The 15426-nt window shown below is 40.6% G+C and carries 13 protein-coding genes and 1 pseudogene; 10 read left to right on the top strand and 4 right to left on the bottom strand.

Annotated elements, in window-relative coordinates; translation table 11 throughout:
- Window positions 1–43: 43 nt before the first annotated feature.
- Entirely contained in the window at window positions 44–2053 is a 2010-nt protein-coding gene (gene recD, locus JIG37_RS05690) for an exodeoxyribonuclease V subunit alpha (RefSeq protein ID WP_244664357.1), read from the top strand.
- Entirely contained in the window at window positions 2040–2495 is a 456-nt protein-coding gene (locus JIG37_RS05695) for a GNAT family N-acetyltransferase (protein ID WP_166339375.1), read from the top strand. Before recD ends, JIG37_RS05695 begins: the two co-directional genes overlap by 14 nt.
- On the opposite strand, the gene JIG37_RS05700 is transcribed toward JIG37_RS05695, so the two are convergent.
- Both JIG37_RS05700 and JIG37_RS05705 read right to left on the bottom strand, forming a co-directional pair.
- Window positions 2492–3121, bottom strand: a complete 630-nt coding sequence (locus tag JIG37_RS05700; RefSeq protein ID WP_054553032.1) for a trimeric intracellular cation channel family protein — start codon at window positions 3119–3121, stop codon at window positions 2492–2494. The two genes, JIG37_RS05695 and JIG37_RS05700, sit on opposite strands and share 4 nt — an antisense overlap.
- A gap of 116 nt (window positions 3122–3237) precedes the next feature.
- Window positions 3238–4527, bottom strand: a complete 1290-nt coding sequence (locus JIG37_RS05705; RefSeq protein ID WP_199528922.1) for an amidohydrolase — start codon at window positions 4525–4527, stop codon at window positions 3238–3240.
- Window positions 4528–4636: 109 nt separating this feature from the next.
- Here JIG37_RS05705 and JIG37_RS05710 point away from each other — a divergent pair, with 109 nt between their 5' ends.
- From JIG37_RS05710 to JIG37_RS05735, 6 genes and pseudogenes are all read left to right on the top strand, one after another.
- Window positions 4637–5299, top strand: coding sequence for a Crp/Fnr family transcriptional regulator (locus JIG37_RS05710; RefSeq protein ID WP_166339369.1), 663 nt, complete (start codon window positions 4637–4639; stop codon window positions 5297–5299).
- A 54-nt stretch (window positions 5300–5353) separates the two neighbouring features.
- Complete coding sequence (locus JIG37_RS05715; RefSeq protein ID WP_199528923.1) at window positions 5354–5758, top strand: hypothetical protein; 405 nt, start codon at window positions 5354–5356, stop codon at window positions 5756–5758.
- A gap of 104 nt (window positions 5759–5862) precedes the next feature.
- The gene (locus JIG37_RS05720) at window positions 5863–6366 is read left to right on the top strand and encodes an Mpo1-like protein (RefSeq protein ID WP_199528924.1); all 504 of its coding nucleotides are present in this window, start codon (window positions 5863–5865) and stop codon (window positions 6364–6366) included.
- Window positions 6367–6387: 21 nt separating this feature from the next.
- Window positions 6388–7176 (top strand): SDR family oxidoreductase, encoded by a 789-nt coding sequence (locus JIG37_RS05725; RefSeq protein WP_054561314.1) that lies wholly within the window; start codon window positions 6388–6390, stop codon window positions 7174–7176.
- 178 nt (window positions 7177–7354) lie between these two features.
- Window positions 7355–8356, top strand: a pseudogene (locus tag JIG37_RS05730) (branched-chain amino acid aminotransferase); the annotation flags it as partial.
- Between the two features lie 161 nt (window positions 8357–8517).
- A complete protein-coding gene (locus tag JIG37_RS05735; RefSeq protein ID WP_199528926.1) occupies window positions 8518–10671 on the top strand; it encodes a prolyl oligopeptidase family serine peptidase in 2154 nt (717 codons plus the stop codon).
- An 80-nt stretch (window positions 10672–10751) separates the two neighbouring features.
- Here JIG37_RS05735 and JIG37_RS05740 read toward each other — a convergent pair whose 3' ends face one another.
- Entirely contained in the window at window positions 10752–11843 is a 1092-nt protein-coding gene (locus JIG37_RS05740; RefSeq protein WP_199528927.1) for a DUF481 domain-containing protein, read from the bottom strand.
- A 101-nt stretch (window positions 11844–11944) separates the two neighbouring features.
- Window positions 11945–13240: an anti-phage deoxyguanosine triphosphatase gene (locus tag JIG37_RS05745; protein ID WP_138602443.1), complete on the bottom strand. Its 1296-nt coding sequence runs from the start codon at window positions 13238–13240 to the stop codon at window positions 11945–11947.
- A 214-nt stretch (window positions 13241–13454) separates the two neighbouring features.
- Between JIG37_RS05745 and JIG37_RS05750 the strand changes: the two genes are divergently transcribed.
- Both JIG37_RS05750 and JIG37_RS05755 read left to right on the top strand, forming a co-directional pair.
- The gene (locus tag JIG37_RS05750) at window positions 13455–14273 is read left to right on the top strand and encodes a glucosaminidase domain-containing protein (RefSeq protein WP_054553042.1); all 819 of its coding nucleotides are present in this window, start codon (window positions 13455–13457) and stop codon (window positions 14271–14273) included.
- The gene (locus JIG37_RS05755) at window positions 14266–14934 is read left to right on the top strand and encodes a DUF2987 domain-containing protein (protein WP_199528928.1); all 669 of its coding nucleotides are present in this window, start codon (window positions 14266–14268) and stop codon (window positions 14932–14934) included. Before JIG37_RS05750 ends, JIG37_RS05755 begins: the two co-directional genes overlap by 8 nt.
- The last annotated feature ends 492 nt before the right edge of the window (window positions 14935–15426 follow it).

Here is a 15426-nt window from a genome sequence, read left to right on the forward strand (position 1 = left end):
TCAACTGACATTCGGCTTTGATGACCATGAGCCAAACGAGCCAATGAATAAGCAGCCAGAACAACATGCCCAAAGCGATTTAGTGTTGCCTGCCACAGAACTTAAAACACAGCCGTTACTGAGTTATTTACTTGAGGCAAAACGTATTCGCTTAGTTGATGTTAAACTCGCAGAGCTATTGACTGGCACAGAAACACTGGTAGAGAATAACGAAGCAGCGCACAACGAAGTGTTTTACCTGATTTTATTACTTGCGGCCGCGCAGCAAAGTCAGCACAGCTGCTTAGAGCTCGTGAATATAAACTGGCAAAATCCGTTTGAAATTAGAGAGCAAAGCTTTGCTGATGCCAGCATTGCAGCCCCTGAGGTTTTAACCCCGTTTGCTATGGAATTTAGCCTTAATGAGGTTGTTAATAAACTAATGAATGCTGAGTGCGTAGGGGACGACAAGCCACTACTGTTGTTTGCGAATAAACTTTATTTTGCCCGCTTGGCAGAGTACGAAACCACACTGGCTTCGCGTTTACATCATTTAGCAACGAAAGAACTCACCCTTGATGAAGCCGAATTAACGGCATTACTTGAGGTGTATTTTCCTAGCAGTGACCATACAACCAACCTAAGCGATCCTATTAAAACATTAAACTGGCAAAAAGTAGCCTGTGCGATTGCTGCAACAAAAGGCTTTAGTGTGATCACTGGGGGCCCGGGTACAGGTAAAACCACAACTGTAACTAAGCTATTGGCCATATTACAATCTTTGTATGCCAGTGCGCCGCTAACAATTAAGCTGGTTGCACCGACAGGTAAAGCGGCAGCGCGTTTAACCGAGTCGATTTTAGGGGCAAAACAAAAGCTTAGTATGATCCCTGATAATATCGCGCCACTTATTCCTGACAGCGCGCAAACGATTCACCGTTTACTGGGCGTTATTCCGCATACCAACAAGTTTCGCCATAACAAGCGTAATAAGCTGCATTTAGATGTACTGATCATTGATGAAGCGTCGATGGTTGATTTGTCGCTTATGGCAAAACTAATCGAGGCATTACCGAGCCATGCAAGGCTTATTTTACTGGGTGATAAAGACCAATTAGCCTCGGTTGATACGGGCAGTATTCTTAGCGACCTATGCCAAGGGTTAGAGCTTGGCAAAATGCCTGATTACAGTAGTGAAAGAGCAGCGCAGCTTAATCGCGTTTGTTTTAATAATCAGAGCGAAATACCCCCGGCGAGCAGTCATTTTGTACTTAACGATTGTATTGCGTTTTTACAGCAAAGTTATCGTTTTGATGGTAGCAGCGGCATTGGTCAATTAGCACAAGCTGTAAATACCAATAACAGTGGCTTACTGGGCTATGTTGAGCAAACGATTAATCAAGGTGGCTTTAAAGACCTTAAACTTAATTACAGCGTAATTAGTAAACCGATTGAGCAATTTGTGCAACAAGCTGCGTTGCAATATCACGATTATTTGCAGCTTATCCAGCAAGGGGCAAGTGTTGCCAGTGTGCATAAAGCCTTTGCGCATTATCAGTTGTTAGCTGCAGTCAGAGAGGGTGATTACGGTGTAAATAGCCTTAATCAGCGTATTGAAAAAGCACTGGCTCAACAAGGTTTAATCTCGCCATATCAAAGGCATTACGTGGGTATGCCAATTATGATCAGCCAAAACGACTACCAACTAAAACTGTTTAATGGCGACATCGGTATTTTAATGCACGATGAGCAAGGTCAGTTAAAAGCCATGTTTGTTGATGAACAAGAAAATATTCGTGCCTTTTCGCCCGCACGCTTACCTGCTCACGACAAAGTGTATGCCATGACAATTCATAAGTCGCAAGGCTCTGAATTTGCTTACACAGCGATGATTTTACCGCCAATAAAACAGGCTAATCAGGGCATTAACAGACAATTGGTTTACACGGGGATCACCCGCGCGAAAACCACATTTGAGCTGGTGGCCGATAAAAATGTATTGCTCATGGCAATGAATAAGTCTGTTACTCGTGCATCGGGTTTATACGATAGGTTAAAACATGAAGCTAGTTAAAGTAACGAGTGACCAACTCAACGAGTTAATGGGTTGGTTTAACTCAGAGGCTGAACTGCGTATTTGGTCTGGGCCATTTTTTAATTATCCATTTGATACGCAAAGCTTTAAGAATGATTTAAACCTAGATGCGCTGAATTCCTTCGCGTTGGTTAATGACGAAGGCTGCATGTTAGGGTTTGGTCAATACTATTTACGTGAAGGTCGTTGCCATTTAGGACGGCTAGTTATCGCGCCAAGTGAGCGAGGCAAAGGTCTTGCGAAAGTGTTGATAAATTTACTAGGAGAGCAGGGCAAACAGCAGTTGCAGTGTGATAGCTTGTCGTTGTTTGTATATACCCATAATACCCTTGCTAAAACAGCTTATGAAAAAATGGGGTTTATTCAAACCCAATACCCCGCTGACATGCCACTGGATGGCTGTATTTATATGACCTGCTAAGAACGTTTAAAGCTGCTTTTACGAAACAGGTTAGGTTGCCAGCCAAAGTGTATGGCGCCTAATCTTAAACAGACCGTCACAGCAAATGCGCCAAGAATGCACCAAATATAACTCACCTCTAGGGTGAATAAAGCCGCGTAAGTTAACCCGCCAGATAAGCAAGCGGTTGAATAGAGTTCTTCACCCATTACTAAAGGCACTTCTCGGCAGATCACATCACGCATCAGGCCACCAAAAATACCTGTGGTCATACCCATGGTGATGGCAACAATCATATCTGCGCCGCCGATCAGCGCCTTTTCGATACCAATAATGTTGAAAATTGCCATCCCTACGGCATCCATTAATAGCATGGTGGTGTTACTTAAATCGGGTAAGTGACGAATAGATAAAATAGAGGCGAATATGGCTATGTAAGTTGCGTACAAATAATCGGGCTGAGCTATCCAAAATACTGGTTTGTTAAGCAATATGTCTCGAAGTGTGCCACCACCTAGAGCTGTGACTGTGGCAACAACCACCACACCAAAACCACCAACACTTTTTTCATGGCCCAGCAAGGTGCCAGAAATAGCAAAAAACGCTACACCGATAATGCTTAAAAAATGAAAGTATTCTGATGTCATGGGGTTTCCTTACCTGTTTATAGTAACTAAACCCTAGCAAAATGAACTTTATTGATGCTGAACAGCTAAGAAAATAGGGCGGGTAGTGATGTCACCCGCCGGTAAGAAAATTTTTATTATTTTAGGTAATCAACCACTAATTGCGTCATTGCATTTACGCCAAGCTGTAAAGCTTTTTCGTCTGCAAAAAAGTGTGGTGAATGGTTACTAGGTGCTGTAACTGCATCTTGACCTTTTGGTGTGACACCTAAGAAAAAGAACATGCCCGGTGTTTCTAAGGCGTAGTAACTAAAGTCTTCGGCACCTGTGATAAGTGGCGTTGTGATCAGGTTTTCTTTGCCAACCACACCAGCAAGAGTTGGTGTCATTTTCTTGGTTAATTCAACATCGTTTACTGTTACTGGGTAACCATGATCAATGTGAACATGTGCTTCTGCGCCACCTGATTCAGCTACCATCTCAGCGGTTTTAGCTAAACGTTTTTTAATGTCAGCACGCATTTCTTGGTCAAAGGTACGGATTGTGCCCACCATTTCAACTTGATCAGGGATGATGTTGTTACGCACACCGCCATTAATGGCACCAAATGAAACCACCGAAGGCGCTTTAGTCACATCAACTTGGCGAGAAGCGATGGTTTGTGTTGCCATAATAATTTGTGATGACGCCACAATTGGGTCAACCCCATTCCAAGGGCGAGAACCGTGAGTTTGGCGACCTTTTACTGTGATTGTAAATTTGTCGGCGCTGGCCATTAGCGGCCCTTCACGAAAACCAATTTGTCCGGTATTAAGTGAACTGGTTACGTGTAAACCAAATACGGCTTCTGGCTTTTCTTTAAATAAGCCTTCTTTAAGCATCAGCTCAGCACCACCTTCTTCACCATCAGGAGCACCTTCTTCAGCAGGTTGGAAGACAAACAGAATATCACCCGCGAGCTCTTCTTTAATTTTTACTAAAGACTCAGCGGCTGCCATTAAAATAGCCACATGGTTATCATGACCACAGGCATGCATTACGCCAACGGTATTGCCTTTGTACTCTGTTGTTTGAGTTGACGCGAAAGGTAAGTCTACTTGCTCTTTAACAGGTAATGCATCCATATCAGCACGTAGCGCAATAAGCGGACCTTTTTTGCCCCCCTTAAGTTTGGCAACTACACCGGTATGTGCCACACCTGTTTGAACCTCAAGGCCTAGAGAACGTAAATGCTTAGCCACGTATTTAGCTGTTTCAAACTCACGGTTACTAAGCTCTGGGTATTTGTGTAAATGACGGCGCCATTTAATGACTTTTTCGCTGACGCTTTTATTGGCAGATTTAAGTTCAGTATTAATATCACTCGCAAATGCAGGGGTAGAAATAGCACTGAGAAGTAGGCTGGTCGAAAGTAGTTTGTTTAACATCCCGTATCCTTTTATTATTTAGATATCCAAACAATCTGTGAAACGCTGAATTCTGCATTTTGAGGTGGCTTGGATATATGCACACTACACCAATGTAAAGGATAAACACTTGAATGAACAAGACCTTTCGGTAATTAACCAAGACAAATGGTTTAAAAATCGCACACAATTATTTAGGGACAAGCTAGTAAAAAATGCTAAATTAATCACCTTAAATGCGGGTGATGCATTGTTTTTGCGTGGTGATGAAAATACCGGTCTGTATTGTGTTATTAATGGTGTGCTTAGAGTTTCTGGGGTCAATAGCCAAGGCAAAGAAGCCGTGCTCAGTTTTGTAACCGGTGCTATGTGGTTTGGTGAAGTGGCTTTGTTTGATGGTGGTAAACGCACCCACGATGTGTATGCTCAAACTGCGGTACGACTTTTACACGTACCTGAGCGGGCATTAACTCAGTTATTACAAGAGCATCCTGCATATTGGCATGACTTTGGGCTGCTGCTTACCAATAAAGTGCGAAATCTGTTTGACTCATTAGAAGATCACGCACTCCTTACAGCAAAGCAAAAGGTGAGTAAGCGGTTATGCATGCTTTTTCAATCGTCACACCAAAGCTGTTTGCCGCTTACCCAGCAACAACTTGCCGATATGACCTATTTAACACGGCAAACCATTAACCAAATATTACAATCCCTGCAAGCTGACTCAATTATTAACCTTAAATATCAAACGATTGAGATTATTGATATCGATAAATTGCAATCTCAATGCTAGCTTGGAACTAAAATTGCTGCAAGGTTGTAATCAAGCTTAAATGGAAGACAACTTGTGGCAATTACATTTCATAATCAATATAACCCTTATCACGCTTCGGTTGCTGCTAAGCTGTCGCAAACGGCTCGCACTGAGGGTGTGAAAGCAATGCATACGCCAGCATCTTCAGCACAACAACTTTTACAAAAGCAGCCTGAGCCCAGCTCTTTTTTAGCACAAGCTCAAGAAGCTTTGGTTTATCAGCGGCTCGGGGTTGATAAAGAGAAAATTGATGAAATAAAAGCGCAAATAGAGAAGCTTACTGAACAAATGCAACAACAAGGTGCCGATACTAAAGCACTGCAAGAAAAAATGAATGAGCTGCAAGCGATGCTCGATGAAGAATATCAAAAAGATCGCGAACGCATGGATATGCGACCAGAAGCTGAAAAAGGCAAAGTTATTGATGCGCTGGTTTAATGTGTGATTTTAAGCTAGCAACTTTAAATGTCGGCTAGTTGACATTCTTGTTGGTGAATTTTCTGCTAATCTGAATTTTGAACACAGTTTTGGCAGGAAAAACAATGAAAACATTAAAACAACAACTGACAAATTACGCCCTTTATCACCGTTCTAAACGCAATATTGTCACTCACTTTATCGGCATCCCATTAATTGTGTTTGCAATTATTTGTTTATTGCAACGCGTCACGCTTATCTCAGAGCCTGCTGTTATCTCCTTGGCAACCGTGGTAATTGCGCTCACCTGTCTTTATTACTTAATGCTTAGCTTATCTGTGGGGTTAATTATGGCTGTATGCTTAAGTTTGTTAAGCATTGCTGCTGAGCCTGTGGTGTCGCTTTCAACAGAGTTATGGCTAACTGTGAGCATTGGCAGTTTCGTGGTTGGTTGGGTGTTTCAGTTTATTGGTCACTATTTTGAAGGTAAAAAGCCAGCCTTTGTTGATGATTTAATTGGTTTGGTCATAGGGCCGTTATTTGTATTAGCAGAGTTCTTGATTATGCTTGGTTTTTATAAAGATATTGCTGATCATATCGAACAACATGCAGGGCCTAATAAAGCATAACAACAATAATAAGGAACACACATGCAATTAAATGGTAAAACAGTTTGGGTTACTGGGGCATCTTCTGGAATTGGTGAGGCACTTTGTGAGCAATTGGCGGCAAAAGGTGCAACGCTAGTACTGTCTGCCCGTAATGAGGAAAAACTCAACGCTCTTAATACAAGACTCGGCGGTAATCATCATGTAGTCGCCCTTGATTTGGCAAAGCCCGAAGCCTTACTTGAAGATATGCCAGCAGTGATCGAGCGAATTGGCCGCATTGATGTGCTTATCAATAACGGTGGGGTGTCGCAGCGTAGTCTATTTTTAGAAAACGAATTTACGGTTTATCGCCAACTGATGGAAGTAAACTATTTTGGTTTAATTGCTTTAACTAAGGCGGTCGTACCACAGATGGTGAAGCAAGGTATGGGCATGGTGGTATCAATTAGCAGTGTAGCGGGTAAAGTCGGTTCAAAGTTTAGAACGGGTTATTCGGGCTCTAAATATGCGGTCGTGGGCTTTATGGATTGCTTAAGAGCAGAACTAGCCGACAAAAATGTGAATTGCCTGACTATTTGCCCAGGTTCAATTAAAACAGCCATTGCGCATAATTCGTTAGATGGTCAAGGTAAACCGCAAAATAAGCCAGAGGAATCAATCGAAAACGGCATGGATGTGGCAAAAGCGGCTGCAAAAATGATTAAAGCCATTGAAGCCGAGAAAGATGAAGTTGTTATTGGTGAAGGAATAAGTGGTTTAGCACCGACTATCAAGCGTTTTTTCCCGGGCTTTTTTAATCGCCTCACAGCAAAAATGAACTACAGATAATTTATAGTCATTTGTTAGCGAATGATTCTCAGTAAACAATGCGCAACTTGGGTTGCGCATTTTTTGTACCAAATGGTCGGATTATTATCACTTTAATCGATAAAAGGCACTAGTTTGCTATGGTTAAACGGGGATGGATTAGCATACAATGGGGTAAAAGTAGTCCAAACAAGAGAGAACAACAATGGCCGCATTTGGTACTGTATTTATGCCACAAATGATCCAAGCACGTTTTGCTGATAACTCATGGAGTGAAAGTGCGCTGGTCCCATCTGATAAAATCGAATTACATGCGGGTGCTCACGTATTACATTACTCAAGCACCTGTTTTGAAGGATTAAAAGCATTTCGTCACGAAGATGGCTCGGTCTATATCTTTCGTATGGATGCTAACATTGCGCGTATGAAACAAAGCTCTAAGTTACTAAACTTACCTGACTTTGACGAAACCATGCTTGAGCAAATGATCAAAGACATTGTAAAAGAATACGCAGACGAAACACCAACACCACCGGGGTCTATGTATATTCGCCCAACTCACATTGGTACAGAAGCGGCTATTGGTAAAGCGGCTGCACCGTCAATGAGTTCACTACTGTATGTATTACTTTCGCCAGTGGGTGATTACTTTGCTGGTGGTGCTACAGCATTACGTGTATTACTTGAAGAAGATGGCATGCGCTGTGCACCACACATGGGTATGGTTAAAAGTGGTGGTAACTACGCAAGTGCATTAGGTCCAATCTTAGAAGCTCGCTCAGAGCATCAAGCAGACCAAATTTTATTCTGCCCTGGTGGTGATGTACAAGAAACTGGTGCTGCAAACTTCATTCTAATTGATGGTGATGAAATCATCACAAAAGCACTTGATAGCACATTCTTACACGGTGTAACACGTAATAGTATTTTAACGATTGCTAAAGATTTAGGTATGACAGTATCTGAGCGTAACTTTACTGTGTCTGAGTTACTAGAAAGAGCCGCTAAACCAGGTACTGAAGCTGCGTTATCAGGTACTGCTGCGGTACTTACTTCGGTTGGCACACTTATTCATAACAACCAAGAGTTTAAAGTGGGGTCGGGTGAGCCGGGTGAAAAAGTCGCAAAATTACGCCAAGCATTGAATGATATTCAATGGGGTAAATCAGCAGATACTCATGGCTGGTTAACAAAAGTATAATCGCTGAGCAAATACATGCTTTGAAGAGCCACGTTACTACGTGGCTTTTTTGTTTTTACATTGGTTTACAGCACTTCCGGTGTTTAACCGCAAATTACTAGACATTCTAATGCTTTAATTTTACTTTCATTTTATTAACAATAACTAAAAGTAAATTTATTATGATCAAGAAAACACTAGCATGTGCGATTGTTGTTGCATTGGCGGGCTGCGGTGAGTCTACCCCAACAAAAACAGAACAAACAGTGAAAACTGCAGAGGTTAAAGCTGCTGTGAATTATCCAGAAACTAAAAAAGGCAATGTTGTTGACGAGTACTTCGGTGAGAAAGTAGCCGATCCGTATCGTTGGTTAGAAGACGATATGAGCGACGAAACAGCCCAGTGGGTTAAAGCCGAAAATGACGTTACCTTTTCTTATCTAAAAAATATTCCGTATCGCGATGAGCTAAAAACTACGCTTGAAAAGTTGATGAACTACGAAAAAGTCACAGCGCCATTTAAAGAGGGTGAGTACACCTACTTTTATAAAAACGATGGTCTGCAAAATCAGTACGTAGTTTATCGTAAAAAAGGCGACTCTGAAGCTGAGGTATTCTTAGATCCAAATACTTTCAGTAGCGACGGCACAACCTCAATGTCGGGCTTAACATTCACAGAAGACGGCACTTTAGCGGCTTATCAAATCTCTGAAGGCGGCAGTGACTGGCGTAAAATTATCATTATTGATACTGCGACTAAACAACCAATTGAAGAAGCATTAGTCGATGTAAAATTCAGTGGTATCTCTTGGCTTGGCAACGAAGGTTTCTATTATTCGAGCTACGATAAGCCAAAGGGTAGTGAGCTTTCTGCAAAAACAGATCAACATAAAGTTTACTACCATAAGTTAGGCACGGCACAAGCAGATGACCAATTAGTTTATGGTGGCACAGAGGCTCAGAAACATCGTTATATTGGTGCTGATGTAACCCGTGATAATCGTTATTTAATTATTGCTGCAAGTACTTCAACTTCAGGTAATAAACTGTTTATCAAAGATTTAACTAAGCCTGACAGCGAGTTAGTGACTATTTTAGATAACACTGACTCAGATACCTCAATTATTGATAATGACGGCTCGAAACTATATTTGGTGACTAACTTAAACGCGCCAAATAAACGTGTTGTAACTGTTGATGCAGCTGATCCAAGCCCAGAAAATTGGCAAGATTTAATCCCAGAAACTGACAATGTGCTTAGCCTTTCAAAAGGCGGTGACTACTTCTTTGCTAAGTATATGGTTGATGCGATTTCGCAAGTAAAACAATACGATAAATCAGGCAAATTGGTGCGTGACATCAGCCTACCAGGTGTGGGTACTGCATATGGCTTTAGCGGTAAGCACGATGCACAAACGCTGTATTACTCATTTACTAATTACACTACACCAGGCAATACCTATTCGTTTGATGTTGAATCAGGTAAGTCTGATGTGTACCGCAAGTCGGGCGCTAAATTTAATAGCGAAGAATATATCTCTGAACAAGTGTTCTATACATCAAAAGATGGCACCAAAGTTCCGATGATAATTTCGTACAAAAAGGGCACCGAACTTAACGGTAAAAATCCGACTATTTTATATGGTTATGGTGGCTTTAACGTGAGCTTAACACCAAGCTACAGCCCTACAATTGCGGCATGGCTTGAGCACGGTGGTATCTATGCTGTTGCTAATATTCGTGGTGGTGGCGAATACGGTAAAGAATGGCATGTAAATGGTACACAGCTTAAGAAACAAAATGTATTTGATGACTTTATTGCAGCGGGTGAGTACTTAAACGAAAAACAATACAGCTCACCTGATTACCTAGCGGTACGTGGTGGCTCAAATGGTGGCTTATTAGTTGGTGCGGTTATGACACAGCGCCCTGAGCTATTTAAAGTTGCGCTTCCTGCTGTAGGTGTTTTAGATATGCTGCGTTACCACACCTTTACAGCTGGTGCTGGTTGGGCGTATGACTACGGTACGAGTGAACAAAGTAAAGAAATGTTCGAGTACTTAAAAGGTTACTCACCAGTTCATAATGTAAAAGAGGGTGTTAGCTACCCAGCAACCTTAGTAACAACAGGGGATCATGATGACCGTGTGGTACCTGCGCATTCCTTTAAGTTTGCAGCAGAGCTACAAGAAAAAGGTGCTAAACAAAATCCGTATCTTATTCGCATTGAAACAAATGCAGGCCATGGTGCAGGAACACCAACAAGTAAGATCATCGATCAGTACGCTGATATTTATGGCTTTACTCTATACAACATGGGTGTTAAATCGCTATAAGGTAATGTATATATTACTTAACTAAAATTAAAAACGCCGAGCTTAGCTCGGCGTTTTTGTATCGATCAAGCGAATTGATATTATAAATCGATACCCAATGCGAAAATCATTTTGTAATCTTCTTTTTCTGGTACTACACCGTTTTCATCGGCAATCGGGTCGGCAAGGTAATCCCAAACTAATGACACATCAAAATCGATATCATCTGTGATTTCAAATTCAAACGCAGCCAAAGCATATTGTGAGTCACCGCCAGCATCACTGCTTGCAGTTAGGTAGCGATAGTTTAATGAAAAATCGATTTTCTTAGTGATTTCTAACTCATAATTTGTAGAAATAAACCAAGACATTGATGAGTTACTCTTATCTTCTCCAGCTGCTACAGTGTCAAATTGGGTTTTTTGATAAGCAGGCCCCGCTGTAAAATCCCATTCTGTTTTGTCGGTATCTATCACATAATAACCAACACCGGCGCCGACAGTGTATTTATTGGCGATATTTTGGAACGGGTCACGATAGTATTCGAAGAAAATAGGGCGATAATACATTTTTTGTGTGTAAAACCAGTCAAATGTACCGTTAGCACGAATATTGTTTTTAGTAATTTGATCATCACTGGTAGTGCGATAGCCTAAAATCTCAGATAAAAATCGACTTGAAGCAGTACGGCGCTTTATGTCAGCTTTAATAGAATATTCAGTTTGGTCAGTATTTCCACGGGCCAAATCAGCACCCATGGATAACTTTACAGTCCATGCACTGAGTTCGCTTTCAACTGAGGGAGCAATTGAGACTAAATCGCGATAACGGTATTTAGCTTCTTGTTCGCCAACTTTTACATAACCGCCCGATATATTAAGTGTACCACTGAGTTCATTGCCATCGTTAAAGCGAACCGTATGATGGCGATCTGAAATAATCATATAGATATCTTCGCGATCAATCATTAATGTATCAAGAATGTCGCTGTCAAACTCAACTTCTTTGTCGTACAAAGAGACAAGCTCGCCTTTGAGCCATTCGCCAGAATTAAGTCGCACCCAATCAAAGTGGGTTGCATCTTTAATTATTATGCCGCGCTCTTCGAGAAGCGGATCTGGAAGTGTTTCTGCGCTATAGCAAGCAAATGAACTTGCAACAGCTGCACTGATGAGCAGGTATTTTTTGAGCATTATTTCAATCCATGTTAAATAGAATGCATCTAAAGAAGTGCGATTATTTATTAATAACCTGCTTAATTTTAGAACACTATCAAATAGTGTTCAAAAATTACTTAAGCAGAGGGCAAAAACAAACGCTGATAGGTTTTGTAGGCGTATTCGTCACTCATTCCTGACAAATAATCACAGATTATGCGCATCGCATTATCGCCTTGTTGGTGCGCATTTAGCCACATTTCTTGCGTTGTTTCTGGTAATAAGCGCATTGGGTCGCTGGCAAAAGCACTAAATAATTCAATCAGCAGGTTTTGCCCTTTAAACTCCACTTGCTGCATCTTCGGCTCACGAATTAAGCGTTTAAAAACAAAATGTTTTAGCACGTTAAGAATTTCGGCAAATTCATCTGGAAGACTCACCGTGTACTGTAATATTTCAGATTCGAAATCTGCGTTTTGTACAACTAACTGAGCGTTAATAATAAAGGTGTTTACCAACTCACCAATGGCGTCTTTACGCTCATACTCGTGATGAGAAAAGAGTCTGGCGGTTATCGAGCTTAAATGAGTGGTTAGCCACGCAGAGTCAAGCTCTTGTAGTTGTACAAGGGCATGATTTTGCCAATCAGCCAACGTTAAAACCTCTGTTGCTATAGCGTCTTCTAAATCATGAACGGCATACGCAATATCGTCAGCTAATTCCATAATTGCTGAGTCTATCGATTTATAGTGGGTTTTGGCTCTAAATTCATCAACCTTATAATGACTGCTCAGCAGTGCTTTATCGTTATTAGACAGTGGCTCCATGATCCAGTCGAAAATATCTTTATCGTCGGTGTATAACCCCTTAGCTGGTCGCCAATGGTCAGCTTTAATAAAGCTACGCTGCTCGCTCAAAGGTGGAATGCTGTGCCACAAATCATCAATGAAGGCTGGATATTTAATAAAACCTAACAAGGTGCGCCTGGTTAAGTTCATGCCATAGCCATTTGAATAGGGCTCAAGCTTAGAGACAATTCTAAGTGTTTGCGCGTTACCTTCAAAGCCACCATGATCGCGCATCATGTAATTTAATGCTATTTCACCACCATGACCAAAAGGAGGGTGGCCAATATCATGAGCAAGGCATAAGGTTTCGAGTAAACTACCGCTAGGAAAATTCGTAAATTCAGGGTGCTGCTTTTTCAAATGGCGTAATAAACCACTGCCAATTTGGGCAACTTCTAAAGAATGAGTAAGACGAGTTCTATAAAAATCATTTAAGCCAATACCCATAATCTGAGTTTTGGCCTGCAAACGCCTAAATGCTGCGGCGTGTATGATTCGAGAGCGGTCAACCTGCCAAGCTGAGCGGTTATCGTTTGGACGATATTTTTGTTGATTAATAATGCGAGCTTGCCAAGATTGGCACATAAAAATAACCTTCCTATTCCTTGTTTGCTTACTTTTCAGTATACGCAAGCGCTTGAAAATTGCGAGCAAACTACACTGTTACGTCAATAGTTTGTCCCTTTTATGGGTGGTTTTATAGTGCTGAATTCGCTAAAAATCATCTGCTTTGGTATACTTCGCCTTTGTGTGTGCGTGAGTTAACCGCACATGAGTAGTAGTTTATTTGAGAGAATACATGCTTAAGTACGTTTTTCGAGCTTTATTAACCGCTTTTTTTGCATGGGCGTTATTTTCGCCATTTATCGAAAAAGAAGTGACAGTTGAAGAATCTGAACAAACTCAGAGCACGCCTACCGGAACCCAGCGCGTAATCAAAAAAGAAAAACCATTACATAATGTAAAACTGCCTGACTTTGCAGCATTTACTGATGTAAAAGAGAAGAAACATGCTTTTTTTGATTTTATTCGCCCACATGTTGAGGCCGAAAATAAAAAAATTTTACAGCAGCGAGCTAAACTAGAAATTGCGCGCATGATGCTTGAGTACAATGAGCCGCTTACGAGCAAGCAAAAGTCAGATATTAAAAAAATTCTTACCAGCTACAAGTTGCCTAACACTATTGACACTTTATCGCTTACCCAAGCACTACGTCGAGTTGATATCATTCCTAAAGAGCTTGCGCTAATGCAAGCAGCAAATGAATCAGCATGGGGCACGTCACGCTTTGCACGGATTGGTTTAAACTTTTTCGGTCAATGGTGTTACAAAAAGGGTTGTGGCATGGTTCCTCGTCGCCGTGCTAACGAAGCGGCCCATGAAGTGACAGCATTTAAATCGGTACGTGCTGCTGTAAGCTCATATTTTAAAAATATTAATACCCATGCTGCGTATAAAGATTTACGATTAATTCGTGCCGATTTACGTCGCCAGCAAAAACCTATAGAAGCAACCAAGTTAACACAAGGTTTGTTATCATACTCTGAGCGCCGTGAAGCATATATTGATGAATTAAACACTATGATAAATCAAAATAGAGCTTACTTTGATGAATAAACTCCTTCCATGGTTAAAAGCAGCAACCATCGCGGTTGCGCTAAGCGCGGTTTCCTCTAAAGCCGCAGCAACTGAATTTGTTATTGCTTATGATGGCTTTTATGATCGTTTAAAAGTCGTGAATAAAGGTGAGTTTCAATACGCTCAAGTTAACTTTTATTTGTCTGATATTGCTAGTAACGAAGTATGCACTATTAAATCAGGTAAAATAATTACAGAAAAACAAGAGTTTGACTTAACTTATACAGATAAAGCTCAGTTACTTTTACCTTTTGATAAGCAATTAGATACAGATAAAGCTGTTATTGTTGTGCAACCAGAAAACCCTAAACATGAATGCCAATTAAAGTTACAGATTGAAGCGACTGATTTGGCAGATTTTGAACTTAGTAAAGCAAACTTATATACGTTAAATGAAGAGTTTGACGAGCTGTTATCTGATTTATCAGGCTTTTTTGTCAGCAAATTAATGTGGTTTTTGCTTCCTGAACAACAAGGTGTTGTACTTAAATTTAATGGTCAAGACGCTATCTCGGCAAATGGCGTTAGCTGTAAAGAGCAGCGTTGCTCAATAAAAGTAACAGACGACTGGCAAGACGATAACACAGTACTAAGCAGTCATGCTGAGCTTATCAGCGCCACACCTTGGATTGTTAAATAACGGACTATATATTGGCTAAAAGCGTTTAAACTTCGACAAAAGGGACCTTAATTAGGTCCTTTTTTCGTTGTGAAGCACAGATAGTTCTTATGTTTCTTTTTTCAAAAGTTTATCTCAGCATTTAGACGTATGAGCAAAATTGAAAATTCATCGTAGTTAGTACAATTACTATGACTGTTTCTTTGCTCTAAATTATTCCCTTGATTCATATTTTTCCTAACTATTTGTATTGCTGTGTATTTAAGGTTCAGTGTGTTTTGAAACATAGAAATAGTCGGAATGTATTAGTTTTCTCTGATTGTTTTTTATTATAGAAAAAAGACTTGATTGTATATTGCTAGCCTGATCTTTACTTAATTATTAAGTGCTAACTTTCTATTTTTAAATGAATTTTTAAGGAATGAAAATATAGATTTAGATCAAGTTACTTAGCTATAACTGGCTTAAAGTAAAACTATAAAGTTCTCAATATAGGTAGTTATAGTTTAATAG

Origin of the sequence: Pseudoalteromonas sp. bablab_jr010 (assembly GCF_016464105.1) — a bacterium.
Classification (GTDB): Bacteria; Pseudomonadota; Gammaproteobacteria; order Enterobacterales; family Alteromonadaceae; genus Pseudoalteromonas; species Pseudoalteromonas simplex.

Bases quoted from the DNA above. Each gene is read 5' to 3' on its own strand.
- JIG37_RS05700 (WP_054553032.1), bottom strand. From the start codon at position 3,121: ATGACATCAGAATACTTTCATTTTTTAAGCATTATCGGTGTAGCGTTT.
- JIG37_RS05745 (WP_138602443.1), bottom strand. From the start codon at position 13,240: ATGTGCCAATCTTGGCAAGCTCGCATTATTAATCAACAAAAATATCGT.
- JIG37_RS05755 (WP_199528928.1), top strand. From the start codon at position 14,266: ATGAATAAACTCCTTCCATGGTTAAAAGCAGCAACCATCGCGGTTGCG.
- JIG37_RS05720 (WP_199528924.1), top strand. From the start codon at position 5,863: ATGAAAACATTAAAACAACAACTGACAAATTACGCCCTTTATCACCGT.
- JIG37_RS05705 (WP_199528922.1), bottom strand. From the start codon at position 4,527: ATGTTAAACAAACTACTTTCGACCAGCCTACTTCTCAGTGCTATTTCT.
- JIG37_RS05695 (WP_166339375.1), top strand. From the start codon at position 2,040: ATGAAGCTAGTTAAAGTAACGAGTGACCAACTCAACGAGTTAATGGGT.
- JIG37_RS05740 (WP_199528927.1), bottom strand. From the start codon at position 11,843: ATGCTCAAAAAATACCTGCTCATCAGTGCAGCTGTTGCAAGTTCATTT.
- JIG37_RS05735 (WP_199528926.1), top strand. From the start codon at position 8,518: ATGATCAAGAAAACACTAGCATGTGCGATTGTTGTTGCATTGGCGGGC.
- recD (WP_244664357.1), top strand. From the start codon at position 44: ATGAATAAGCAGCCAGAACAACATGCCCAAAGCGATTTAGTGTTGCCT.
- JIG37_RS05750 (WP_054553042.1), top strand. From the start codon at position 13,455: ATGCTTAAGTACGTTTTTCGAGCTTTATTAACCGCTTTTTTTGCATGG.
- JIG37_RS05725 (WP_054561314.1), top strand. From the start codon at position 6,388: ATGCAATTAAATGGTAAAACAGTTTGGGTTACTGGGGCATCTTCTGGA.